Below are 24,084 nucleotides of genomic sequence, written 5' to 3' on the forward strand. Positions count from 1 at the left end.
CGTCCATCCGTGACTGCAACTTCGAACAAGCGATAACCAAACGTCAATCGAACGTCAACTGAGGAGAAAGCAATGAGTGAAACGAACGAAAGCCCGGCAGCGGCCGCAACGGATGTGAAGGAAAAAGGCCTGTCGCGCCGCACGTTCATCAAGGGCGCGGTGGCGGCGGCCGGCATTGCCGGTTTTCCGTACGTGCACGCGCAGGAAAAAATCACATTGCGCTACCTCGGCACAGCGGTCAATCAAAGCGCCGACATCGCGAAGAAATTCAAGGAAGACACCGGCATCGAGATTCAATACGTGCCGGTGACCACCGACGACGTCGCCAAACGCATCATCACGCAACCGAACTCGTTCGACATCGTCGACACCGAATACTTCGCGCTCAAGAAGCTGATTCCGGCCGGCACGCTGGCCGGCATGGACGCGAAGCGCATCAAGCTCGCCGACAAGATCACGCCGGTGCTCACGCGTGGCGAAGTCAACGGCAAGAAGATCGGCGATCAAGGCACCGCGCCGAAGAAGGTGATGTTCCTCACCGGTCCGCGCTCCACGGCGTTCTCCGCCACGCCCACCGAGTGGATGACGCTGATTCCCACGACCTACAACGCGGACACGCTCGGCATTCGCCCCGACCTGATCAAGCGGCCCGTCGACAGTTGGGCGGAACTGCTCAATCCGCAGTTCAAGGGCAAGGCTGCACTGTTGAACATTCCCGCGATCGGCATCATGGATTCGGCCATGGCGATCGAGGCGATGGGTCACATGAAATACGGCGACAAAGGCAACATGACCAAGGCCGAGATCGATCAGACCATCAAGATCCTGATCGAAGCGAAGCGCGCCGGCCAGTTCCGTGCATTCTGGAAGGACTTCAACGAGAGCGTGAACCTGATGGCCTCGGGCGAAGTGGTGATTCAGTCGATGTGGTCGCCTGCCGTGACGAAAGTCCGCACCATGGGTGTCGCCTGCAAATTCCAGCCGCTTAAGGAAGGTTATCGTTCGTGGGCGTCCGGCTTCGGTTTCCCGCGTTCGCTGCAAGGCAAGAAGCTCGACGCCGCCTATGAGTTCGTCAACTGGTTCCAGGACGGTTGGGCGGGTGCGTATCTGATGCGTCAGGGCTATTACTCGGGCGTGCTCGAGACCGCGAAGACGCACATGCAGCCATACGAGTGGGACTACTGGATCGAAGGCAAACCGGCTGCGCAGGACATCAAGGCGCCGGACGGCCAATTGCTCGAAAAGACCGGCACCGTGCGCGACGGCGGCTCGTACAACCAGCGCATGGGCGCGATTGCCTGCTGGAACGCGGTGATGGACGAGAACATCTACATGGTCCAGAAGTGGAACGAGTTCATCGCGGCCTGATCGGCGCGGCGGTTCGATACGACAGCCGGCACGCGACACGCCGGCTGTCACCACCTGTCCGAATGAACGCATAGTCCATTCTTTAGAAATACGCCCATGGCAACGATCGACCTTTCCTCGCACGCGCGGGACGAACCCGTCAAACACCGCCGAGCGCCGGCGTGGCTGCAGGCGACGCCGCTTTCGCTGACGTTCCTGCTGTTTTTCATCGTGCCGCTGGTCATCACGCTGATCGTCAGTTTCTGGGACTTCAACGAATACCAGATCATTCCCGCGTTCACGTTGAAAAACTACGCGGCGATCTTCAACGGCTGTTCGTCGCTGACCGACGTTTGCGTCACCTTCAAGACGTACTGGTCGACGCTCAAGTTCTGCGCGATCGTGTGGACAGTGACGTTGCTGCTGGGCTTTTCCATCGCTTACTTTCTCGCGTTTCATGTGCGCACCACGAGCATGCAGACCGTGCTGTTCCTCGTCTGCACGATTCCGTTCTGGACTTCGAACGTGATCCGCATGATTTCGTGGATGCCGCTGCTCGGACGCAACGGTCTCGTGAATCAGGCCTTGCTCGGCGCGCATCTGATCGATCAGCCGCTGGAATGGCTGCTGTATTCGAACTTTTCGGTGGTGCTCGCCTTCGTTCACCTCTACACGTTCTTCATGATCGTGCCGATCTTCAACGCGATGATGCGTATCGACCGGTCGCTGCTCGAAGCCGCGCGCGATGCCGGCGCGAGCGGCTGGCAAGTGGTCCGTGACGTCGTGCTGCCGCTGTCGAAAACCGGCATCGTGATCGGTTCGATCTTCGTTATCACGATCGTGATGGGCGATTTTCTGACCGTCGGCGTGATGGGCGGCCAGCAGATCGCATCGGTGGGAAAGATCATTCAGGTGCAAACCGGCTACCTGCAATTTCCCGCGGCAGCCGCCAACGCGATCATGCTGCTCGCCGTCGTGCTGATGATCGTGTGGGGTTTGACGCGGGTCGTCGACATCCGCAAGGAGCTGTGAAGATGCAGGCCATTCGCCTCAAACATCGGGAACGCCGTCCGGCGAGTTTCTATTGGCTCGCGCTGCTGTTCGGGCTGTTCGTGCTGTTTCTCTACGGACCCGTGATCACGATTTTCATTCTGTCGTTTCAGGGCCCGGAGGGCGGCCTGACTTTTCCAATGCGCGGTGTGTCGTTGCACTGGTTCGCCGCGCTGCGCGACGGTGTGGGCGATGTCGATATCTGGGGCGCGTTCGGACGTTCCGTGCGGCTCGCGTTGGCGGTCACGGTGCTGACGGTGCTGTTTTCCGTCGCGGCGGGCCTCGCGTTTCGCAGAAAGTTTCGCGGCGATACAGCGGTGTTTTATGTCTCCGTGGCCAGTCTGATCATGCCGTCCATTATCGTTTCGCTCGGCATCGGCCTGACGTTCCGTCTGCTGGATAATGGCGTGAAGTACTTCGCTTCCGCGTGGGGCTATCAGTCTTTCGCCGATAGCTACACCACTTCGATGGGCTTGTTTACCTCGGCACTCGGCGCGCATCTGACATGGACGCTGCCGTTCGGTTTGCTCGTCATGTTCGCGGTGTTCAACCGCTTCAATCCCGCTTACGAAGAAGCGTCGCGCGATCTGGGCGCGACGCCGTGGCAGAGTTTCCGGCACGTGGTGCTGCCGATCATCGGGCCGTCGGTGGTGGGTGTCGCCATGTTCGGCTTCACGCTCTCATGGGACGAGATTGCCCGCACCTCGCAGGCGATCGGCGATCAGAACACCTTGCCGCTGGAGCTTCAGGGGCTCACCACGTCGGTGACCACGCCGGTGATCTACGCGTTGGGCACCATGACGACGGTGTTGTCGCTGACCGTGATGGGCGTGTGTCTGCTTGTGGTGCGATTGCTGGCGCGCAGGCGTGCGGTGGCGGGATTGAAATAAGCCGTGTGCTTGCCGTGGCGCGCACCAAAACCATTTCACTCCTGCTGCTAAGAATCGGCCAAATACTTCGTTGCTAGCACCCTGTCGCGTCCCTTACCGTTCTCTGATTGCGCCTCGCGCGCACCCTGTTTCGGAGAACCCATGTCCGCAGTTCAATCAGCAACGAACCCAGATCACAGCATCGCCGACGCCGCGCAACTTTTCGGCGACGACCCGCTGACCCGCCGCTTCGCGCCGGTTTTCGCGCGTATCGCCGAGGGCGCGGTCGAACGCGAGCAGCATCGCGAACTTGCTTATGCGCCCGTCGAGTGGCTGCGCGAAGCGGGCTACACCAAACTGCGCGTGCCCAGGCAATACGGCGGCGAAGGCATCTCACTCGCGCAGTTCTTCGCGCTGGTGACGCGCCTCGGCGAAGCGGATTCGAATCTGCCGCAAATCCTGCGCGTGCATGGTGGCTTTATCGAATCGCTGCTGGAACAAGGCGACGAATCGCTGCGCGACCGCTGGCTCACGCGGGTGGCGCAAGGGCAGATTGTCGGTGGCGCGGTGTCGGAGCGCACCGGCGTCACCAACAACAGCGTGCGTCTGACGCAAACCGATGGCGCATGGTATCTGGACGGCGAGAAGTACTACACCACCGGCACGCTGTACGCGGATTGGGTGGACGTCACCGCGCACGACGGCCAGAGCGATGTGCGCGTGCTCGTCAAAGCCGACACGCCAGGCGTCGAACGTATCGACGATTGGGACGGCTTCGGGCAGCGGCTCACGGGCAGCGGCACGGCGCGCTTTACCCATGTGCCAGTCTCGCTCGACAATCTCTACCGGCGCTATAACGCCTCGGAGCCGCGTCGCAACAGCCTGCTCACGGCTTACTACCAGGCGCTGCATGTCGCGAACCTCGCGGGGATCAGCCGCGCGGCGTTGCGCGATGCGGTCGCGTTCACGCAGGCCAAAACCCGCACGTTCGGTGTGCCGGGCGAATCGAGCCCGCGTGACAATCCGCTCGTGCATCGCGTGGTCGGCCGCCTCGCGAGCCTGGCTTACTCGACACAGAGCATCAGCGCGTCGCTCGCGCGTGCCATCGATGATGTCTCGGTCGCACGACACGAAGGCCGCACCAACGAACAGACGTACATCCACCTGGACATCCAGACCTTCCAGGCGCAACAGATCGCCATCGAGCAAACTCTGCAAGCGGCGACGCTGCTGTTCGAGGTGGGCGGGGCATCGGCGACCAGCGAGACGCGCCGCTTCGATCGCTACTGGCGCAATGCTCGCGTGCTGGCGTCGCACAATCCCGCGATCATTCGCGAGGCCGCGATCGGTGATTTTTACCTGAACGGCAACGCGCATAGCGAGCGCTTCGGGGTGGCGCGGCAAGCAGCATCGGCGACGGAACTAGCCGCGGCACCGGCATAAAGACCGCTATCGCGCGACCGGTTCGCGGGTCGCCGGCTTCATGTGGCACAGTATCGTCAGACGCATGCGCTAAGCTTGCGCAACCGAACAGCCTGACGAGCGACATGAAGAATCTGCCTGCCTACGAGCCTCCGGTCGACGAGAACCAGCTTCTGCTGAAATGGATCCGGCGTGCGCGCGAATCCCAGATGAGCCACTACGACATGGCTGATCTGCTATCGGCGCGCGACCGCCAGGTCGGCTGGCTGGTGACCGCCCTCACCGCCTTCGTGGGCACGGCGGTGTTCGCATCGCTGAACTTGTCCGCGGTTTCGCCGGCGCTCAGGATTTTCATCGGCCTCGTGAGCGTGACGGCAGCGGTCTCCGCCGCGCTGCAGACGTTCCTGCGCTACGCCGAGCGCGCCGAAAAGCATCGCGCGGCCGGCGCGCGCTATGGCGCGGTGCGCCGCAGGCTCGAAGCGATCTTCGCCGGCGATGCCGACGCGCGCGACGGCCACTACCTCACCGCGATCCGCGACGAACTCGACCGGCTCGCCGAAGATTCGCCCAATGTGCCGCCGCGTGTTTTTTATCGCACGCAGCGGACGTTGTCAGCGGATCCGCAGCGCAACCGCGATACCTGAAGGCTTCACTCTCCAGAGGTGAGATCCGCTGCATCGATGCCCAATTCCGCTGCCATGCGGCGGACCACGATCTGCAGCCGGCTCACTTCATCGGCGAGACGCTTCTGTTCGGCCTTGACCGCCTCGAACGCGGACAGCGGCACCGAGTCGTCTTCAGCACCCGGCTGCGCCAACTCGCTCGCGCTCACTTCACCGCATAGCAGATGCGTCCAGCGGTTCTCGCGCTCGCCCGGCGTGCGAGCGAGTTTCGCGACCCGCGGCGGGTCGTTGGCCGCGAGTTCGTCGAGAAACGCCTCGACCGACGAGATATCCGCGAAGCCATGCAGACGCGCGCTGTTCAGGCGCAATTCGGCCGCGGTTTGCGGACCACGCAGCAGCAAGGTGGTGAGCAACGCCGCCGACTGGCTCGGCAGCCCCAGCACCCGATTCATGTTGTGCTCGAAACGCGGCACGCGGCTGCTGCTGCCTTCCATCACGAGGCTGAGCCGCTTCAATCCATCGATGGCGGTCAGCACCTCGGCTTCCGTGGCGTTCATCACCGGCGCGCGGCCGGTTTTCTGGTTGCAGCCCAAAGTCAGCGCGTTCAGCGAAAGCGGATAGCTGTCCGGCACCGTGTGCTGCTTTTCGACGAGCACGCCGAGCACGCGTCCTTCAAGCAAGGTCAGCGCACGGATCGAAGGACGGGAAGAAGCGTCGGGAGTGGAGTTCATGGATGATGTCGCGGCATGAGCCGCCGGGTCTCGTGGATGATGTGCTTTACCGCTGCACAGCCGGGCGGCGCTTTCTGGTTTGTGGGCACTATGATAAACGGCTCAGACCGCGCAGGTGTATGAATCTCCGCTGCGGAGAAGCGCGCGTGAGGCTCGTGTGACACGAGACGAGCAGACGGTGACTGTGGATTTTCATGGGTAAGGCGACGCCCTCGACGAGCGTGGCCGGTCGCACGGCCCCGTGCATTTTTTTCCTTCTTGATCCAATCCCATATTCGAGATATTTTCCCGAATATGGAAAACACACCTCCCGACGACAACGCCATCGACCGCCGCATCGCCCAGCGTCTGCGGGCGCTGCGCGCAGAGCGCAACTGGTCGCTCGACGACCTCGCGAAGCTCAGCGGCGTCAGCCGCGCGACGCTGTCGCGCCTCGAAAACGCCGCCGTGAGCCCGACGGCCAGCGTGCTCGGCAAGCTTTGCGTCGCGTACGGCCTGCCGATGTCGCGCCTCATGCACATGGTCGAGGAAGACTTCGCGCCGCTCGTGCCGCGCGACGCCCAGTCGCTCTGGACCGACGCGAGTGTCGGCTTCCGGCGGCGCTCCGTGTCGCCGCCCGCCCAGGCGCTGAGCGGCGAGGCGCTGGAATGCGAGCTCGACGCGGGCGTGCGCATCACCTACGACGCGTCGCCGCGGCCCGGCCTCGAACATCACCTGATCCTGCTCGAAGGGCAGTTGCAAATCACCGTCGACGGCCAGACCCACGACCTGCAACCAGGCGACTGCCTGCGCTATCAACTGTTCGGCCCCAGCGCTTTCGTGACGCCCGCGCATAGCGCGGCCCGCTACATTCTCTTCATCGTGTGAGCCAGCGTATGAGCAAGACCACCATCACCCCATTCACCGCCGACGACCTCGCGCGCCATCTTCCAGAACTCGGCGCATTGCTGCGTGCCTGCGTGCATGACGGCGCCAGCGTCGGCTTCGTCATGCCGTGCAGTGTCGACGAGAGCGAAGCGTTCTGGCGCGGCAAAGTGCTGGCTTCGTTGCGTGCCGGCGGGCTGGTGCTGTTGGTCGCGCGTCAGGGCGAGACGATCGCCGGCACCGTGCAACTCGATTACGACACGATGCCGAATCAGCGGCATCGCGCCGAGGTGCGCAAGCTGCTGGTCCATCCAGGCTTTCGCCGTCAAGGCATCGCACGGGCGCTGATGACGGAACTGGAACGCCATGCGCATGGATTGCAGCGCAGCCTGCTCACGCTCGACACCCGCACCGGCGACCACGCCGAGCCGCTTTATACCGGGCTGGGTTATCGGACGGCGGGCGTGATCCCGGGATACGCGCGTGGCACGCACACCCATGAGTTCGATGCGACCACCATCATGTACAAGGCGCTATGAGCCTCTGTATCAAGCCGTCCGTGAATACTTGAACGTGCCCTGCGCGCTGGCGATCAGCAGCTTGCCGTCCACCCAGGCCTCGCTGCGCGAGAAGAAAATCGAGCGGCCCGCGCGCTCCAGAAAACCTTTCGCGGTGACCGATTCGCCGAGCCCCTTGTCCAGGTAATTGGTGGTCAGCGAGAGCGTGAAAGCATGCCGCGCCGGTGCGCCGCTTGCCGCAAAGAGTCCGGCATAGCCCGCCGCCGCGTCGAGCAGCGTCGCGATCGCGCCGCCTTGCAGCACACCTTGGCGATTGAGCTTGCTCGCGTCGATCGGCATGAGCAGTTCGGCGTAGCCATCGCGCCATTGCGTGAGACGAACGCCGAGCGATTCGAGAAACGGGTTGTCGATGGGAAAGTCGGACATGGGCGTACCTTTGTGTTCAAGGTGAAAAATGCGCGGCGTGCGTGGTGCGAGATCGATGGCGCAATGGCGCAATGGCGCAATAGTCAGCATACCAGGGTTCATGGCCGCATCGTCAGGGCAGCACCAGACTGCGCCGGCTAACGTTATCGGTTTGCCCGTGATGCGTCGCTCGATGGCTCATTGATCGGCCGCGCCCCTGCCCGCTTCACCGGTCCGATTGCCCGCTCTCAGGCACAATCGGTTTTTCGCCGCGTCCGCGGCCCGACGTCATTCGCCCGCATCCCATCCTGGCTCGATGAGTTCAACCTCTCCCACCGACGGCGCACCGCACTGGCAGCGCAATCTCTATGTCTGCCTGTTCGGCTCGTTCACGACCATCGTCGCGATGACGTTGCTGCTGCCTTTCCTGCCGCTCTATGTGCAGCAGCTCGGCGTCCATACGGCCGCGGCCGCCGTGCAGTGGTCCGGCGTCGCGTTCGGTGCGACGTTTCTCGCCGCCGCGCTGGTGTCGCCGCTGTGGGGACGCATGGCCGATCGCTACGGACGCAAGCTGATCCTGATTCGCGCGAGCCTCGGCATGGCCATCGTGATGTCCTTGCTCGGGCTCGCCCAGAATGTCTGGCAACTGGTGGGATTGCGGTTTCTGGCGGGTCTCGTCGGCGGCTATGCGTCGGGCGCGACCGTGATGATCGCCACGCAGACGCCGCGCTCGCGCACCGGCTGGGCGCTCGGCACGCTGGCTTCGGGCGTGATGGCGGGCAGTCTGGTCGGCCCGCTGGTGGGCGGCGCGTTGCCGCCGCTGATCGGCATCCGCAATACGTTTTTCATTGCCGGCACGATGATCTTCTGCGCGTTCATCGCAACCACGCTGCTTGTGAAAGAGCAACCAGTCGAACGCACGCGCGGCAAAACGCGCGCGGCGGATACGCCGACCGGCTGGGCCACCGTGCCGGACCTGCGTCCCGTGCTGGCGATGCTGTTCACCGCCGGCTTGCTGATGTTCGCCAACATGTCCATCGAGCCGATCATCACCGTGTACGTCGGCCAACTGGTGCACGACGCAAGGCACGTCACGCTCGTGTCGGGCTTCGTGATGTCGGCTTCGGCGCTGGGCAGCGTGCTGGCGGCGTCGCGTGTGGGGCGTCTGGCCGACCGCATCGGCGCGCCCAAGGTGATCGTGGCGTGTCTCGCCGTGTGTGCGGCCTTGCTGGTGCCGCAGGCATTCGTCACGAGCGGCTGGCAACTGGTGGCGCTGCGCTTTCTGATGGGCTTGGCGCTGGCCGGCCTGCTGCCGTCTATCACGAGCGTGATCCGCCACAACGTGCCCGACCGCTCGGCCGGCTATATTCTCGGCTATGCGACTTCAGCGAATTACGCGGGACAGGTGGCGGGGCCGCTAGCGGGCGGCTTTGCAGGCGCGCATTTCGGCATGCAGGCGGTGTTTCTGATCACCAGCGCGTTGATGCTCTGCGGGGCGCTGTTCAACGGCTGGGTGTTCAGAGGTTCGGTCGTGGCGCGTAACGGATAGCGCGCCTCAAGACAGCTTAACGACGCGAATCGAGCGCGATGCGCACCGCGAGTCCGGCGAGCACCGTGCCCATCAGCCAGCGCTGCACCTGCAGCCACACCGGCCGGCCGCCGAGAAACACCGCGATCGAACCCGCCATGCTGGCGATTAGCGCATTGACCGTCACGCTGATGACGATCTGCACGCAGCCAAGCGCGATGGACTGCGCAAGCACGCTGCCGTGCCCCGGCGAAATGAACTGGGGCAGCAGCGACAGGTACATCACCGCGATTTTCGGATTCGCGAGGTTGGTGACGAGGCCCATGGTAAAGAGCTTGCGGCGGCTGTCGTGTGGCAGATCGCGCACCTGAAACGGCGAACGGCCACCCGGCTTGACCGCCTGCCATGCCAGATACAGCAGATAAAGCGCGCCGCCGAAGCGCAACGCGTCGTAGGCGTACGGCACCGTCAACAGCAGCGCGGTAATGCCGAACGCGGCGCAGAACATGTAGAAGACGAAGCCGAGCGCGACGCCGCCGAGCGAGATGAGACCCGCGCGCCGGCCCTGGCAGAGCGATCGCGAGATCAGATAGATCATGTTCGGCCCCGGCGTGAGCACCATGCCGAGCGAGACCAGACCGAAGGCGAGCAGCGTTGGGAAGGCGGGCACGTCATTCTCCTCTGTGAATTGGAAGTCGGGCAGCGATGCCCAATATAGCCGATGCCGGCGATTTCAGCCTCGCAGCCGGGCTTGAAAAATTCGCATCGAAGCATGAGCCGCATTCATCTCCAGACGCGCGGCTTCAAACCACCGCTTGCGCAGTGCATCGCAGGAAAGACTTGCGGTGGAATTTTTTGAACGGTATTGTCGAACCGTTCTGCAATGCAGCGCGGGAGAGATCGTCAGACGTTCGTGACGACGCCGACGGAGCAACCGCCCCGGAAACTCTCAGGCAAAAGGACCGCGCAGCAGGAACATCTGGAGAGCGGCGCACTGGAATCCCCTGTGCGCCCACCGAAGGGGATTCCCCGCACACGGCTCGCATCGGGCCCGGCTGCCGCGGGGAAGAAACTCTCAGGTACATGGACAGATGGGGCATCGACGCCGGTTTCGACACGAAATCGACACCGGTGATGCTCAACTACTCTGGACCATGTCATGTCACGAATCGCCATTATCGGCGCCGGCATTACCGGCGTCACGACCGCTCACGCCCTCGCTCAGCGCGGCCACCACGTCACCGTCTTCGAGCGCCATCGCTATGCGGCGATGGAGACCTCGTTCGCCAACGGCGGCCAGTTATCCGCCAGCAATGCCGAAGTCTGGAACAGCGCGGCCACCGTCATGAAAGGCCTGCGCTGGATGCTCACGCGCGACGCCCCGCTACTGCTCAATCCCACGCCCACCTGGCACAAGTACTCGTGGATGGGCGAATTCCTGCGCGAGATTCCGCATTACCGGGCGAACACCGTTGAAACCGTGCGGCTCGCGATTGCCGCGCGCGAGCATCTGTTTTCGATCGCCGAGACCGAGGGCATCGACTTCGATCTCGAACGGCGCGGCATTCTGCACATCTACAAGACCCGCAAGGAGTTCGATGCCGCGAGCAAGGTAAACGAACTGCTGCGCGAAGGCGGACTCGACCGCAATCCGGTGACGGCGAGCGAACTGCATGGCATCGAGCCCACATTGCACGGCGATTTTTACGGCGGCTTCTTCACGCCGTCCGATTCGACCGGCGATATTCACAAGTTCACGCGCGGGCTTGCTGAGGCGTGCGTGCGGCACGGCGTCGAGTTTCATTACGACGCGCAGATCACGTCGATCGAGCAGCCTGCCGAGGGCCGCTTTACGCTGATGGTCGATCTCGAAGGCGAGTCGCAGCAGTTCGCGTTCGAGCGGATCGTCGTGTGCGCGGGCGTGAAGAGCCGCGATTTCGCGTCGATGCTGGGCGACCACGTGAACATCTACCCCGTCAAAGGCTATTCGATCACGGTCTGCCTCGATGACGAACTCAGCCAGCAGCGCGCGCCGTGGGTCAGCCTGCTCGACGACAGCGCGAAGATCGTCACGAGCCGGCTCGGCGTGGATCGCTTTCGCGTGGCCGGCACGGCGGAGATCAACGGCTTCAACCGCGATATCCGGTCGGACCGGATCGCGCCGCTGGTGGACTGGACGCGGCGTTATTTCCCCGAGGTGTCGACCTCGCGCGTGATTCCGTGGGCGGGCTTGCGGCCAATGTTGCCGAGCATGTTGCCCAAGGTGGGCCGTGGCAAACGGCGCGGTGTGTTCTATAACACCGGGCATGGACATCTGGGCTGGACGTTGTCGGCCGCGACGGCGCAGGTGTTGGCAGGCGCGATTCAGTAGCGCCCGCTGCGGGGATTTGGCTGGCGGCGGCCGCTCGACATGACTGCCGTCGCCAAATGCAAAATCTCCCGTTTCTGCTAGTGTTCTCCCATTCGCATCACTTCTGTGGAGAACCCATGCCGCATGCCCGCTCCGCGAAACATAAAGCGGACAGCGCACGCCTGAGCGACGCGCAGATCGCCGCGGAGGCGACCCGGCGTCTCGCCTGGGACGCCGCGGTCCCCGAACACGCTGTGAAAGTCCACGTCTCGCGCGGCCGCATCACGCTGCGCGGCGAACTGCAACGCGATCAGCAACGCGCCGCGGCGCTCGAAGACGTGACACGCCTCTTCGGGGTAACAGGCGTGTCGGATCACACGGTCGTCAAGGCCAAATGAGTTCAGCCCTTCGTTGCCTGACGCAATAGCGCGCGGCAATGCCGCGCAATCTGCTTTTCCTCCTCGGTGTGAATCGCCCTCACCTTGCCTGCCGGATCGTTTTCCGTTAGCCCCATGAAAGCCAGCCCGTCGCACACGCGCTTGCGAATCTCCTGGCTGTGTTCGCCGATGCCGCCGGTGAACACCAGCAAATCGATTCCGCCCAGCAGCGCCGCATAGCCGCCGATGGTCTTGCGCACGGCGGTCGCGAACGCATCGAGCGCCAGCGACGCATTGGCATCGGCCGCCGCGGCGCGTTTTTCCAGCGCTTGCATATCGCTTTCGCCATCCGCGTAACCGGCGAGGCCGCTCTGGCGATTCAGCAAGGTCTCCAATGCGCCGGCATCGAGCTTCTCCACGCGCATCAGATACAGCAGCACTCCCGGGTCGAGATCGCCGCTGCGCGTGCCCATCGGCACGCCGCCGGTCGGCGTCAAACCCATCGACGTGTCGATCGATTTACCGTCGCGCAATGCGCATACGCTCGAACCGTTGCCGAGATGCGCGAACACCGCGCGCGCCGGCAAGTCGGCGCCGAGCCGCGTCACCAGCGATTCGTACGAGAGCCCGTGAAAGCCGTAGCGCATCACGCCGGCTTCCGCATAGCGGCGCGGCAACGCAAGGTGTACCGCGCGCGGCGGCAGCGTCGCGTGAAACGCCGTGTCGAAACAGGCGAAATGCGGCGCGTCGTCGAAAATCTTCTCGGCCTCGTCGATCAAGGCAAGCGCCGGCGGAATATGCAGCGGCGCGAAGTGCACGGCATCATGCAATTGACGGCGCACATCGGCGGTAATGCGCTGATGCGTGCGCAAATGCGGTCCGCCATGCACCACCCGATGCCCCACCGCCGAAGGCCGCGCATGGTGCTGTTCCGTGAGCACCTGCGCGAGCTTTTGCAACGCGTCGATCTGCGATTCGAGCACGCGCTCCTGCCGCACCAGCACGCGGCCATCGGGCGCCTTGATCCGCAAACTGCCGTCGTCGCGCCCGATGCCTTCCGCACTGCCTTCCAGCAACAGGGATTCGTCATCGCCCTCATACCTGAACAGCCCGAACTTCAGCGACGACGAACCGCTGTTCAACACCAGAATCGTTCGATCGTCAGCGCTGTTTTCAGTGTGCATGGTCATGCCTCGCTCAGCCTTTCCACGTCCAGTTGCGGATTTCTTCCTTATCGATGCCCTCGGCATGCGCATAAGCCAGATGCTCGATGATCTGGCCGCGCAACCATTCCTTTGCATGATCGCCGACACCGCGCAGCTTCGGCACGCGATCGATCACGTCGATCGCCAGCGAAAAGCGGTCGACCTGATTGATGATCGCCAGTTCGAGCGGCGTGTTGATGTTGCCCTTCTCGTGATAGCCGTGCACATGCAGGTTGTCGTGATTCGTGCGGTTATAGGTCAACTTGTGAACCAGCGACGCATACGAATGGAAGTTGAAAATCACCGGCTTGGTCGCGGTGAACAACGAATCGAAATCGCGATTGGACAGGCCATGCGGATGCGCATGCTCGGGCATCAGGCGGAACAGGTCGACCACGTTGACGAAGCGGATCTTCAGGTCGGCGAACTGCTCCTTCAGAATCTGCACGGCGGCGAGCGCCTCCATGGTCGCGATGTCGCCCGCGCAGGCCATCACCACGTCGGGCTCGACGCCCTGATCCGTCGACGCCCAATCCCAGATGCCGATGCCCTTGGTGCAATGCGTGACCGCCGAGTCCATGTCGAGATACTGCAGATGCGGCTGCTTGTCGGCGACGATCACGTTGACGTAATCGCGCGAACGCAGGCAATGGTCGGCGACGCTCAGCAGGCAGTTCGCGTCCGGCGGCAGATAAATGCGCACCACGTCCGGGCTTTTATTCGTGACGACATCGAGAAAACCGGGGTCCTGGTGGGTGAAGCCGTTGTGATCCTGACGCCACACGAGCGATGTGATCAGCAGGTTGATCGACGGCACCGGCTGCCGCCAGCCGAGATCGCGCTTGGCTTTCTCCAGCCACTTGGCGTGCTGGTTGAACATCGAATCGATCACGTGGACGAACGCTTCGTACGTGGCGAACAGACCGTGGCGGCCGGTCAGCACGTAGCCTTCGAACCAGCCTTCGAGCGTGTGTTCGCTGAGCATTTCCATCACGCGGCCGTCCACCGCGAGTTCGCCGCCGTCCGCATCGCTCGGCTCGGTTTGCGCGAGCCAGGTTTTTTCGGACGCTTCATAGATCGCGGTCAGCTTGTTGCTCGCGGTCTCGTCGGGGCCGAACACGCGGAAGTTCGTCATGTTGTTGCGCATCACGTCGCGCAGGAACTTGCCGAGCACCTCGGTCGGCGACGTGTACGAGCCGCCCGGCTTTTTCACCGCCACCGCGTAATCGCGAAACGGCGGCATGTCGAGCGTCTTGCATAGCAGACCGCCGTTCGCATGCGGATTGGCGCTGATGCGGCGCGCGCCCTCGGGCGCGAGTTCACGCAGTTCTTTCACGAGGCGCCCTGCTTCATCGAACAGCGTTTCCGGCTCGTAACTGCGCAGCCAGCTTTCGACCAACTTCAGGCTCTTGCCGTTGGTCGCAGGATCGAGCACCGGCACCTGGTGCGCGCGCCACGAACCTTCCACCTTGTGTCCGTCGACTTCCTTCGGGCCGGTCCAGCCTTTGGGCGAACGCAGCACGATCATCGGCCAGCGCGGCCGCGACGCGTCGTTGCTTTCACGCGCACGCTGCTGGATCGCGCGGATTTCGACGATGCACTGCTCCAGCGTCGCCGCCATCTGCTGATGCATGACGGCGGGATCGTCGCCTTCGACGAAATAGGGTTTGTGGCCGTAGCCGGTCAGCAAAGCCTCGAGTTCCTCGCGGGGAATGCGCGCGAGAATGGTCGGATTGGCGATCTTGTAGCCGTTTAGATGCAGCACCGGCAACACCGCGCCGTCGCGGATCGGATTGAGGAATTTGTTCGAGTGCCACGAGGTGGCGAGCGGGCCGGTTTCCGCTTCGCCATCGCCGATCATCACGGCGACGATCAGATCGGGATTGTCGAACGCGGCGCCGTAGCCATGCGAGAGGCTATAGCCGAGTTCGCCGCCTTCGTGAATCGAGCCGGGCGTCTCCGGTGTGCAGTGCGAGCCGATGCCGCCGGGAAACGAGAACTGCCGGAAAAAGCGCTGCATGCCGGCTTCGTCCTGGCTGCGGTCGGGGTAGATTTCCGAGTAATGGCCTTCCAGATAGCAATGAGCCAGCGTGGCCGGCGCGCCATGACCGGGGCCGGCCACGTAGATCACATTCAGATCGAGCTTTTTGATGAGCCGGTTCAGATGCACGAGCAGGAAACTCTGCCCCGGGTCCGAACCCCAGTGGCCCAGCAGGCGGTTCTTGATGTGCTCGGGCTTCAACGGTTCGCGCAGCAGCGGATTGTCGCGCAGATAGATCATGCCGGCCGACAGATAGTTGCAGGCCCGCCAGTAGCGATCCATGTTGCGCAACGTGTCGGCGTCTAAAGTTTGCGGCGGCGTGGGATGGGAGGTTGCTTCAGCCATGGCGTCACTCCTTGAAAAGGACTGTCAGGCAGGTTGGCGGATGCGGCAACGGTGATTCGTGAGGTGGCCGGCGCGAAAGAAATCAGCGATGCCGGCCATCCTGTCATGCGGATGACATAAGAAAAGCGTACGGGCAACGACCCGTGTTGGCGGCGGGCTTTAGCGCCCTTGTCCGTTGATCGTCAGTGTGACAGGAAGCGCGCCGCATGGTTCGGCGCAATCGTCCAAAGCTTGATCCATCTGCGACTTCGCGACCGTGACAACCCTCAGCCTCACGCCTCATGCGCCAGACTTTAAGCCCATATTAAGTGAATGCCTTTAAGCTTCGCATGCTGCATGCGCGACGGCGGACCGCATCTGGCGCATCCCGCCTTGCTCGCCCCCTATCTGAACACTCAATCATGCCGATACCCAGCCGCCTCAAAGCGCCGTTGATCCTTGTTCTGACATTCGTGTTCCTGTTTGCGGGTGTCGCCGTTCTGATCGGCGTGTTCGGCTTGCTGGTCAAGCTGTTCGGCCACGCGTGAGTGCCGCTGCGCGGGCGTCGCCGGCGCAAAATGTGTATCCTGAGCAATCTTTCCGGCGCCTTCACGTGTGGTCTCCCGCCTTCCCGAGACCTGGGGCGCCCAGCCTGATTGCAAGGAGACTCCATTGACGGACCACGCTGAGACTTCCCCGCCCTCCGGCCAGCCGATCGACCCGGAACTGCTCGAACTGGCGCAGCAGGTTTTCGACCTCGCGCGAAGCGGCGATGCCGCCATGCTCGCGGCGGTGATCGAAAAAGGCGTGCCACCGAATCTGCGCAACGACAAAGGTGACAGCCTCGTCATGCTCGCCAGCTACCACGGTCACGTGGACGCCGTGCGCACGCTGCTCGAACACGGCGCCGACCCCGATCTGCGTAACGACAACGGACAGACGCCGATTGCAGGCGCGGCGTTCAAGGGCTTCGACACCGTGATCGAAACCTTGCTCGCGCATGGTGCGGATGTCGAGGGAGCGTCGCCGGACGGACGCACCGCGTTGATGATTGCGGCGATGTTCAATCGTACGGCGATCATGGAATTGCTGATTGCGCATGGCGCGGACCCGAAGGCTCGCGATGCGAACGGTGTGACCGCACTGGATGCAGCGGGCCGCATGGGCGCCGGCGATGCGCAAGCGCGCCTCAAGGAACTCGGTTCATAAAGCGAACCGCATGCTTGCATGCGGCGCTCGCGCGTCTCCAAGTGCATGACACGTACATGGAGACGCGCGAGCACCGCGAACCCTCTAGCGTTTCTCGGCCAACAGCGACTCCACGTCGATCTCCGCCAACTCGCCGATCCGCTCCACCGTCACATCCGCCGGCGGATTGCTGGCGATCTCTTTCGGATCGAATGCATAGTGCCCCTGGCGGGGAAACACCGTTGTCAGTTTCGCGCCCCAAGCCTTTTTCATCGCCGTGAGAATGCGCAGCTTGTCGTCGACCATCACATAGTGGCGCGCGGGGTAACACTCCATCACCTGATCGAGCATCAGCTCTTTGTGGATGTAGATCAGCACCCGCCCTTCGACCTCGTCCCATAGCCCCGAGCGGGCGATCTTACGCGGCTGGAACACCACGTCGCCGTCGGAGAGGATCACCGTGGGACCGCGCTCGCCCACATGCCGGAGCGCATCCAGCGCGCCCGGATACAGGCGGTTCGCAAACGGATAGTCAATCAGGAACGACGACATCAACAGCAGCCGCGTGTCCCGCGGATGCTCCGAGCGATAGCGCTGCAGCGCGCCCAGGTAGTCGGCATAGCCGAGCTCGGCGCGCAGGTTTTCGAAGATTTCCCAGTACTGCGCGCTGTTCTCCGCGCCGAACTCGCGCATCATGTGCGCGCGCAGATCCGAGAGCACATGGTCGTTGTCCAGCAAGGTGTTGTCGCAGTCGAACAAAAATACGACGTCGTGCGGCGTGGAGGTGGTGGCTTGCATCGCGCGGCTCCCTGGAATCAGCTTTTCGGCTTATCGGACGGCGTGGCCGATTTCTCGGCGTGGCCACCGAAATCATTCCGCATGGCCGAGAGCACCCGGTTCGCGAAATCCGCCTCGCCGCGCGAACTGAAGCGGGCAAAGAGCGCCGCGCTCAGCACCGGCGTGGGCACGCCTTCGTCGATGGCGGCCGCCACGGTCCAGCGCCCCTCGCCCGAATCGGATACGCGTCCTGCGTAGTTCTTCAGATCGACGTCGCTAACGAGCGACCCGGCGATCAGATCGAGCAGCCAGGAACTGATCACGCTGCCGCGCCGCCAGACCTCGGTGACGTCGGCGAGATTCAGGTCGTACTGGTACAGCTCGGGACGGCGCAGCGGCGAGGTTTCGGCGTCGGCCTCGCGCGCGTGCTTGCCGGCGTCGGCGTGATGCAGAATGTTCAAGCCCTCGGCATACGCGGCCATCATGCCGTACTCGATACCGTTGTGAACCATCTTGACGAAGTGCCCCGCGCCCTGCGGCCCGCAATGCAGGAAGCCTTGATCCGCGGTGCTCGAGCCGGCGACACGGCCCGGTGTGGCCGGCTCTGAGCCGGCACCCGGCGCGAGCGTCGCGAAAATCGGTTCGAGCCGCTTCACGATCTCCGGCTCGCCGCCGATCATCAGGCAGTAGCCGCGCTCGCGACCCGCCACGCCGCCGCTCGTGCCGACGTCCACATAGTGAAGCTTGCGCTCGGCCAGTTCGGCGCTGCGGCGGATGTCGTCGTGGTAATAGGAGTTGCCGCCGTCGATCACGATGTCGCCCGGCTCCAGCAAGGGCACGAGTTTTTCCAGCGTCATGTCGACCACGGCGGCCGGCACCATCAGCCACACGGCGCGCGGTTTCTCGAGTTGCGCGACGAGGTCTTCCAGCGACGCCGCGCCCGCCACGCCGTCCTGTTTCAGCTTCTCCACCGCCGCCGGTTGTACGTCGTAGGCGATACAGTGCTGACCGCCCTTCGTCAGGCGCCGCACCATGTCGGCGCCCATGCGTCCCAATCCAATCATGCCTAGCTGCATATCTCGCTCCGGAAAGTGCCTCGTTGCGCTGCTGGATTTGCCTCGATGATTTGCTTCGTTCTACTGCGGCTGTGCTGCGTTTTCGCTGAGCGCTTCAGTGGCGGCGTCAGGGATCGCACCTGGCTAAGCTTACTGTAGTGGTGTTTTTTCGCGTGCGCCGGACACACCGTAGCAGCCCTGCTTCGCTTTTGCAGCGAAGCGGGCATCGCCGCATGCATCGAAAGACAATACGCCTTTTTGCAGAGGTTTTGCGCGGCGTAAAGTTTCTGGCGCGTGAGCTTGCGTCGGGGTTGCGCGGCATGGCGCTCGCGCAGGCTTCGATTCGGCCGACTGCCTTCTTACAATTCCTGTTTGCCGTTGAAGCCGGCGCGTCTAGCGCTGTCGCTGTCGTGCCTGGAGCTTGCCATATTGCGAACGTGTAAAACGCTTCACGGCGTTCCACATCAACGGATAGCGATAGCCCGGCACGGCGAACAGCACCAGCGCGCACAGCGCCAGCAGGCCGCAGAACAGAAACGTGCCGCGATAGCTGAACGCCTGCACCAGCAAGCCCGACAACACGCCCGAGAGAATCGAGCCGACGCGCGCCGCGTTGAAGAACAGCGCGGTGGCACGGCCCGGCGCCTGTGGCATCAAATCCTGCACATAGGTCATGCCGAGGCACGAGGTCACGGCGACCACGAATGCGTTGAGCATCTGCATCGGAATCAGCACGTGGACACTTCCCGCCAGCGACATGCCGACGAAATACACCGCGTGCACCGCGGCGCAGGCGGCCAGCCAATTGGGTTTGTGCAGCGCCGACGACTTGGCGCCGAGCGCGAGCATCATCGGAATCTCCATCAAGGCGCCGAGGCCGAGCATGACCGACACGTCCAGATGCGTGCCGTTCAGCCCGTGCACGATGTAGAGCGGCAGCACGATCATGGTCGCGTTCGCGGCAAGGCCGAGCAAGGTGAGCGCGGCGACCGCGCGGCCGATGTCGTTGGCCGAGGCGACGCCCGGCAAATCCTCGTGCGCCTCTTCGCCGGGCGTGGTCAGCGGCGGCACGGTGATCGAGGCCGACGGCTCCGACGCCGTGTCTTCCACCGTGTGATCGCCCAGATGGCCCTGCGGCTCCCGCATGCGCCACACAATCGTCGCGCAGGCGCCGAAACTGGCGGCGGCGAACAGGAAGAGCCCGTAAAAGCCGCTGGCGGCGAGCACCAGCGCGCCCACCGACGGCCCGAACACCCACGCCGCCGACAGAATGGTCCGTAAGGTCGCGCTGGCAAAGACGCGCTCCGCCGGGTCCGCTACCGGCAAGGCCGCGCGGCTGAACGAGAACACCATCGAAATGGCCGAGCCGCCCGCGCCGATAAAAACGATCCCGACTACTAGCAGCAGCCGGTAGTCACGCACGACGCATAAGCACAGATAGCCGAGCGCCGCCGCGATCAGCGCGGCCAGCAGCAAGGGCCGGTGCCGGCCGCTCGCGTCGCTCCAGCGGCCCGCGAAAGTGCTGGCGAGCACCCCGCTCGCCGCGATCAGCGTCATGAAGATGCCGAGCCTGAACGGCGTCATGCCGGCGCGCTCGACGCCGAACAGGGGGAGATAGGGAGCGGTGAACGACATCGCCACACCGAGCATGAGCGTCGCGGCGGCGAGCGGCTTGAAGCCAGGAATGCGCAGCAGGTCGAAAAAACGTGAGGTTTTTAACACGAGGGGCGGTGGGTCAGGGAGAGCGAGCCTGCGACGCGCAATGCACGCCGCAAACTTCGTGGCCGGAACGACCGGGGCATTATCGGCTTAGCTCGCGGGCGCGTAAACCCGCGCCACCACATCCCAAAATTGCAAACCATACCGTTGCCGGACAACTGACCGCGTACAGCACGCTACTTGCCGTCCGTTTCGCGCATGTGCTGCGCTTGCGCCTTGTAGTCATAGGTCGGATAAAACTCGGTGCGATAGCCGCCCCACGCGGTCGTTTCGATCGCCCGGTTGACTTCGCGCAGACGGCTCGCCGGCACGCGCAGCGTGACCACCTGGCCGATGCCCATCATCACGTACCACGACACCACTTCGATGCCGGGCGGCGGAAAGGTCTTGAAGAATCCTTGTGCGCGCAACTGGTCGTTGATCTTCGGCAGCGGCTTGGACTCGTCGTGACGCAGGAAAATGGTGAGCAGGAAGGTGTCGTCGGGCGCTGCAGCCGTGGAAGCTGTCGGTGCCGTGGCGCTCGACGCGCCGGGTGCATTGGCCATGCCCGCGCCCGGCGCGGTGCTCGCCGCGTCGGCGCCATGCGCAAACGGCGCGACGCCGAGCGACACGGCCAACGCCGCGCCGGCCAGGTTGCGGCGCAGCAGATTGGATAACACGGCGGAACGGCGTGGTGCAACTGCATTGGGCATGGGATGCCTCCATGACGCGTTGGGAATATGTTCGACGGTGCGCGCTCCGTTCTCTTCGTTTCGCTTCGCTTCGGTGCATGCACGCGCGGCGTCTGGCTAGCAATATCCGCTCCCGCGCTGCGATTCCCGAGCGCCCCTTGCAGCTCACGTTACTGCACGACGTAACCGCGTTTTTCCAGCGTCCAGCGGTGCCACTGATTGCCATACATACCGCAAGCGATACCGAACAGCACCGACAGCACGAGTCCGATCAGGTCGGCGGTTTCACCCCACAGACCGGAGCAGAAGAGCAGCAGGTTGATCGACAGCATGACGAAAGCGGCAAACCACATCTTCTTCGACAAGGCCCAGACGAAGCCCAGCAGACACGCGCCCCAACTGAAACCGGTAGCCACCGCGACGGTTTCGTCCTTGCCGGGGTACCGCAGATAAATCCTTTCGCCCATTTCTGTCCTTTCCTGCCTTCGATTGATTCGCCGCCTGCCGGCAGCATCGGACGAATGTTTAACACGCCATGCCGGCAAGAATATGCGTTTGCGTGAAATTCACGCCGCCGCGTGCCGTGCCGCGCATTGGGCAAAGCCACGCTCACTGACGATCCCGCGCATAGCTGCTACTCTTGGCAAATCCACCCGCAGGGGACGCCACGGCAGCGCAGTCCCCTGCGCGTACAGGTTAAACCGCTCCGGAGCACGCATGGCAACCCAGACAGCCTATTCTTCCAAAGCCCCTTCGCGAGCCCAGCTCGACGCCCTGCCGGGCGCCACCTTGGTCGAATTCGGCACGGACTGGTGCGGCTACTGCCAGGGCGCGCAAGCGTCGATTGCCCAGGCCCTCGAACCGCACAACGGCCTCAGGCATCTGAAGATCGAAGACGGCCCGGGCCGGCCGCTCGGCCGCTCGTTCAAGGTCAAACTCTGGCCCACGCTGATCCTGATGCGCGACGGCACGGAAGTCGCGCGCGTGGTCCGCCCGGCCAACGCCGCGGCAATCGCGGACGTTCTGACGTCGCTCTGAGGTCGAGCGGCGCACGCTGCCTGTTATGCGCCGCGCCATGTCCACCCGACACCTATCATGCGACAAGCCATCCACCACCTGAGCGTGAAGGCCCGCAGCCGCGGCCTCGTCGAATTCACCGACGAAGCGCGCCGCTTCGTCGCCGCGCAAGGCATCGATACCGGCCTGCTGACGCTGTTTTGCCGCCATACGTCCGCTTCGCTGCTGATTCAGGAAAACGCCGACCCATCGGTGCAGCGCGATCTGGAGCGCTACTTCGCGAGCCTCGCACCCGAAGACGCCGAGCGTTACGAACACGACGCCGAAGGCCCGGACGACATGCCGGCCCATTTGCGCACCGCGCTCACGCAAGTGCAATTGTCGGTGCCGGTCGAACATGGGCAGATGGTGCTCGGCACCTGGCAAGGGTTGTATCTGTTCGAACATCGCCGTCACACGCAGCATCGGGACATCGTGCTGCATCTGATCGGCGAATGACGACCGCTCACCGGCTCACAGCGGCGCCCCGCCGAACGCCTGGCGCTGCGCGAGCGACACGAAAGCCTGCGCGTCGCGCGCCGCCTGCACCACCGCTGCCATGCCAAAGAACTCGTGCGTCGCGCCCCGATAGTTGCGATGCTCGACGGGTACGCCCGCGCCGTGCAGTTTCTGCGCGAGTTTCTCGCCGTCCGAGCGCAGCGGATCGATGCCCGCCGTCACCACCACCGCCGGCGGCAAGCGTGACAGATTCGCGCTCACCACGTCGATCAACGGACTGGTGAGATCGCTCTCGCTGTTGATCACGTTATGCATGAACCACAGCATCATCGGCTTGTTCAAGGGCCTGGCATTGCGATTCTCTTCATAAGAGATCGACACGATGTTGTTGCTCGCCACCGGATAGATGAGCGCCTGGTGCATCGGCATGCGGATGCCCGTATTGCGCGCGCGGATCGATACGTTGATCGCCAGATTTGCGCCGGCGCTCTCGCCCATGATCGCGATCTTGTCCGGGTCGCCGCCGACGCTCATCGCATTCCCGATCAGCCAGCCCCATGCGGCGAACGCGTCGTCGTGAGCCGCCGGCAGCCTGTGTTCCGGCGCCTGCCGGTAATGCGCCGACACCACGATCGCGCGGCTCTGGGCGGCCATGGAACGCGGCGTGGCATCGTAGGTATCGAGATCGGCGATCACCCAGCCGCCGCCGTGAAAATACAGAATCAGCGGGAACGGTCCCTCGCCTTGCGGCGTGTAGACCCGCGCCGAATTGCTGCCGGCCGCGCCGGGAATCATGATGTCTCGTGTGCGCACCGCCTCCAGTTCCAGCGCAGGCCGCGCGCTGAACGCGGGGTCCTGCATCAGCTTTTTGACGGCGTCGGCGGGCGTGGGCTGCTGCCTCGCCTCCTCCACGGTGCAATCTTCGATGGCTTTCGGGTTGAGACTCTTGAGCGCGTCGAGCACCGCTTTCATGTCGGGATCGGCATGTCCCGTTGGATCCATGCCGACCATGCCTTTGATCGTATCGCCGAGTGTCATGTCCATGCTCCTGCAGAAAATGAAGGGCACGGACTCATCGGAGGCTTTCAGGACCGGCGCTCGACAACCGTGCATGCGGTCAATTTCAGCAAGCGCTGTACCTATGGATGGCATGCAACGCGGGCTACAGCGGCATTACTGCCCCTTCGTATCGCTGCTCGCGTCCGCGCCCGGCATATTGGTCGAGTCGGTTGCCGGCTTCGCCTTCGACGACTTCATGTGATGCTTCTTAGTCGACTTCGAATGCGCCATCGCGCCCGATGCCTGCATGTCGCCGCCTTCACGGGTCGCGCCGGCATTGGTGCCCGCGTTCGGGTCGTTGCCCGCCGGACCGCCACCGCCGCCCCCGCTGCCTTGCGCCATCGCGATTGAGGAAGCGGCGAGCAAGGCCGAGATGAGGACTGCGCTGCGAGTCTTGTTTCTGAGGTTCATGACTTTCTCCTGTGCGAAAAGAAGCGGGTTGCGCC

General features: G+C 63.6%; 25 protein-coding genes, 1 pseudogene and 1 riboswitch. Of the genes and pseudogenes, 14 read left to right on the plus strand and 12 right to left on the minus strand.

The window, feature by feature from the left end; genetic code table 11:
* Positions 1-72: 72 nt before the first annotated feature.
* From PQR42_RS26440 to PQR42_RS26460, 5 genes are all read left to right on the plus strand, one after another.
* Positions 73-1,368: an ABC transporter substrate-binding protein gene (locus PQR42_RS26440; protein WP_408207414.1), complete on the plus strand. Its 1,296-nt coding sequence runs from the start codon at positions 73-75 to the stop codon at positions 1,366-1,368.
* Between the two features lie 96 nt (positions 1,369-1,464).
* Positions 1,465-2,379, plus strand: coding sequence for an ABC transporter permease (locus tag PQR42_RS26445; protein WP_408207416.1), 915 nt, complete (start codon positions 1,465-1,467; stop codon positions 2,377-2,379).
* Between the two features lie 2 nt (positions 2,380-2,381).
* Positions 2,382-3,287: an ABC transporter permease gene (locus PQR42_RS26450; protein WP_408207418.1), complete on the plus strand. Its 906-nt coding sequence runs from the start codon at positions 2,382-2,384 to the stop codon at positions 3,285-3,287.
* Positions 3,288-3,428: 141 nt separating this feature from the next.
* A complete protein-coding gene (locus PQR42_RS26455) occupies positions 3,429-4,709 on the plus strand; it encodes an acyl-CoA dehydrogenase family protein (RefSeq protein WP_408207420.1) in 1,281 nt (426 codons plus the stop codon).
* A 104-nt stretch (positions 4,710-4,813) separates the two neighbouring features.
* Entirely contained in the window at positions 4,814-5,332 is a 519-nt protein-coding gene (locus PQR42_RS26460; RefSeq protein ID WP_408388122.1) for an SLATT domain-containing protein, read from the plus strand.
* A gap of 5 nt (positions 5,333-5,337) precedes the next feature.
* Here PQR42_RS26460 and PQR42_RS26465 read toward each other — a convergent pair whose 3' ends face one another.
* Positions 5,338-6,042, minus strand: a complete 705-nt coding sequence (locus tag PQR42_RS26465) for a YceH family protein (protein WP_408388124.1) — start codon at positions 6,040-6,042, stop codon at positions 5,338-5,340.
* Positions 6,043-6,336: 294 nt separating this feature from the next.
* On the opposite strand from PQR42_RS26465, the gene PQR42_RS26470 reads away from it, so the two are divergent.
* Positions 6,337-6,909: a helix-turn-helix domain-containing protein gene (locus PQR42_RS26470; protein ID WP_408388126.1), complete on the plus strand. Its 573-nt coding sequence runs from the start codon at positions 6,337-6,339 to the stop codon at positions 6,907-6,909.
* Between the two features lie 8 nt (positions 6,910-6,917).
* On the plus strand, positions 6,918-7,445 hold the full coding sequence (locus PQR42_RS26475; RefSeq protein ID WP_408388128.1) for a GNAT family N-acetyltransferase: 528 nt from the start codon (positions 6,918-6,920) through the stop codon (positions 7,443-7,445).
* 9 nt (positions 7,446-7,454) lie between these two features.
* Here PQR42_RS26475 and PQR42_RS26480 read toward each other — a convergent pair whose 3' ends face one another.
* Positions 7,455-7,850 carry a PaaI family thioesterase gene (locus PQR42_RS26480; RefSeq protein ID WP_408207430.1) on the minus strand — a complete coding sequence of 132 codons (396 nt, stop codon included), beginning with the start codon at positions 7,848-7,850 and terminating at the stop codon, positions 7,455-7,457.
* 295 nt (positions 7,851-8,145) lie between these two features.
* Between PQR42_RS26480 and PQR42_RS26485 the strand changes: the two genes are divergently transcribed.
* Positions 8,146-9,378 carry an MFS transporter gene (locus PQR42_RS26485; protein WP_408207432.1) on the plus strand — a complete coding sequence of 411 codons (1,233 nt, stop codon included), beginning with the start codon at positions 8,146-8,148 and terminating at the stop codon, positions 9,376-9,378.
* A gap of 16 nt (positions 9,379-9,394) precedes the next feature.
* Here the strand turns inward: PQR42_RS26485 and PQR42_RS26490 are convergent, their stop codons facing one another.
* Positions 9,395-10,027 (minus strand): LysE family translocator, encoded by a 633-nt coding sequence (locus PQR42_RS26490; RefSeq protein WP_408207434.1) that lies wholly within the window; start codon positions 10,025-10,027, stop codon positions 9,395-9,397.
* A gap of 211 nt (positions 10,028-10,238) precedes the next feature.
* Positions 10,239-10,332: riboswitch (glycine riboswitch) on the plus strand.
* A 184-nt stretch (positions 10,333-10,516) separates the two neighbouring features.
* Between PQR42_RS26490 and PQR42_RS26495 the strand changes: the two genes are divergently transcribed.
* Both PQR42_RS26495 and PQR42_RS26500 read left to right on the plus strand, forming a co-directional pair.
* On the plus strand, positions 10,517-11,728 hold the full coding sequence (locus tag PQR42_RS26495; protein WP_408207436.1) for a D-amino acid dehydrogenase: 1,212 nt from the start codon (positions 10,517-10,519) through the stop codon (positions 11,726-11,728).
* 116 nt (positions 11,729-11,844) lie between these two features.
* Positions 11,845-12,105, plus strand: coding sequence for a BON domain-containing protein (locus tag PQR42_RS26500; RefSeq protein WP_408207438.1), 261 nt, complete (start codon positions 11,845-11,847; stop codon positions 12,103-12,105).
* Between the two features lie 2 nt (positions 12,106-12,107).
* Here the strand turns inward: PQR42_RS26500 and PQR42_RS26505 are convergent, their stop codons facing one another.
* Together PQR42_RS26505 and PQR42_RS26510 are read right to left on the minus strand one after the other, a co-directional pair.
* Positions 12,108-13,268, minus strand: coding sequence for an acetate/propionate family kinase (locus PQR42_RS26505; protein WP_408388292.1), 1,161 nt, complete (start codon positions 13,266-13,268; stop codon positions 12,108-12,110).
* Positions 13,269-13,281: 13 nt separating this feature from the next.
* The gene (locus PQR42_RS26510; RefSeq protein WP_408388130.1) at positions 13,282-15,675 is read right to left on the minus strand and encodes a phosphoketolase family protein; all 2,394 of its coding nucleotides are present in this window, start codon (positions 15,673-15,675) and stop codon (positions 13,282-13,284) included.
* A 401-nt stretch (positions 15,676-16,076) separates the two neighbouring features.
* On the opposite strand from PQR42_RS26510, the gene PQR42_RS26515 reads away from it, so the two are divergent.
* Together PQR42_RS26515 and PQR42_RS26520 are read left to right on the plus strand one after the other, a co-directional pair.
* Positions 16,077-16,202, plus strand: a complete 126-nt coding sequence (locus tag PQR42_RS26515) for a hypothetical protein (RefSeq protein WP_408207442.1) — start codon at positions 16,077-16,079, stop codon at positions 16,200-16,202.
* 124 nt (positions 16,203-16,326) lie between these two features.
* Complete coding sequence (locus PQR42_RS26520; protein WP_408207444.1) at positions 16,327-16,863, plus strand: ankyrin repeat domain-containing protein; 537 nt, start codon at positions 16,327-16,329, stop codon at positions 16,861-16,863.
* An 84-nt stretch (positions 16,864-16,947) separates the two neighbouring features.
* Here the strand turns inward: PQR42_RS26520 and PQR42_RS26525 are convergent, their stop codons facing one another.
* The 5 genes and pseudogenes from PQR42_RS26525 to PQR42_RS26545 all read right to left on the minus strand — a co-directional run bounded on the left by PQR42_RS26525 (position 16,948) and on the right by PQR42_RS26545 (position 21,531).
* Positions 16,948-17,640, minus strand: coding sequence for an HAD family hydrolase (locus PQR42_RS26525; protein ID WP_408388132.1), 693 nt, complete (start codon positions 17,638-17,640; stop codon positions 16,948-16,950).
* Between the two features lie 17 nt (positions 17,641-17,657).
* A pseudogene (gene gnd, locus PQR42_RS26530) lies at positions 17,658-18,707 on the minus strand (phosphogluconate dehydrogenase (NAD(+)-dependent, decarboxylating)); the annotation flags it as partial.
* A gap of 360 nt (positions 18,708-19,067) precedes the next feature.
* The gene (locus tag PQR42_RS26535; RefSeq protein ID WP_408493969.1) at positions 19,068-20,396 is read right to left on the minus strand and encodes a sugar efflux transporter; all 1,329 of its coding nucleotides are present in this window, start codon (positions 20,394-20,396) and stop codon (positions 19,068-19,070) included.
* A 173-nt stretch (positions 20,397-20,569) separates the two neighbouring features.
* Positions 20,570-21,085 (minus strand): hypothetical protein, encoded by a 516-nt coding sequence (locus PQR42_RS26540; RefSeq protein WP_408207452.1) that lies wholly within the window; start codon positions 21,083-21,085, stop codon positions 20,570-20,572.
* Between the two features lie 149 nt (positions 21,086-21,234).
* The gene (locus PQR42_RS26545) at positions 21,235-21,531 is read right to left on the minus strand and encodes a DUF2628 domain-containing protein (RefSeq protein ID WP_408207454.1); all 297 of its coding nucleotides are present in this window, start codon (positions 21,529-21,531) and stop codon (positions 21,235-21,237) included.
* A gap of 250 nt (positions 21,532-21,781) precedes the next feature.
* On the opposite strand from PQR42_RS26545, the gene PQR42_RS26550 reads away from it, so the two are divergent.
* Positions 21,782-22,102, plus strand: a complete 321-nt coding sequence (locus tag PQR42_RS26550; protein ID WP_408388136.1) for a thioredoxin family protein — start codon at positions 21,782-21,784, stop codon at positions 22,100-22,102.
* Between the two features lie 57 nt (positions 22,103-22,159).
* Positions 22,160-22,579 carry a secondary thiamine-phosphate synthase enzyme YjbQ gene (locus tag PQR42_RS26555; RefSeq protein WP_408180162.1) on the plus strand — a complete coding sequence of 140 codons (420 nt, stop codon included), beginning with the start codon at positions 22,160-22,162 and terminating at the stop codon, positions 22,577-22,579.
* 15 nt (positions 22,580-22,594) lie between these two features.
* On the opposite strand, the gene PQR42_RS26560 is transcribed toward PQR42_RS26555, so the two are convergent.
* Both PQR42_RS26560 and PQR42_RS26565 read right to left on the minus strand, forming a co-directional pair.
* A complete protein-coding gene (locus tag PQR42_RS26560) occupies positions 22,595-23,617 on the minus strand; it encodes an alpha/beta hydrolase (protein ID WP_408388138.1) in 1,023 nt (340 codons plus the stop codon).
* Between the two features lie 135 nt (positions 23,618-23,752).
* Positions 23,753-24,049, minus strand: a complete 297-nt coding sequence (locus PQR42_RS26565; protein ID WP_408207460.1) for a hypothetical protein — start codon at positions 24,047-24,049, stop codon at positions 23,753-23,755.
* Between the last annotated feature and the right edge of the window lie 35 nt (positions 24,050-24,084).

The sequence above is a fragment of the Paraburkholderia sediminicola genome, from assembly GCF_046027355.1.
In the GTDB taxonomy this organism is placed as follows: Bacteria; Pseudomonadota; Gammaproteobacteria; order Burkholderiales; family Burkholderiaceae; genus Paraburkholderia; species Paraburkholderia sediminicola_B.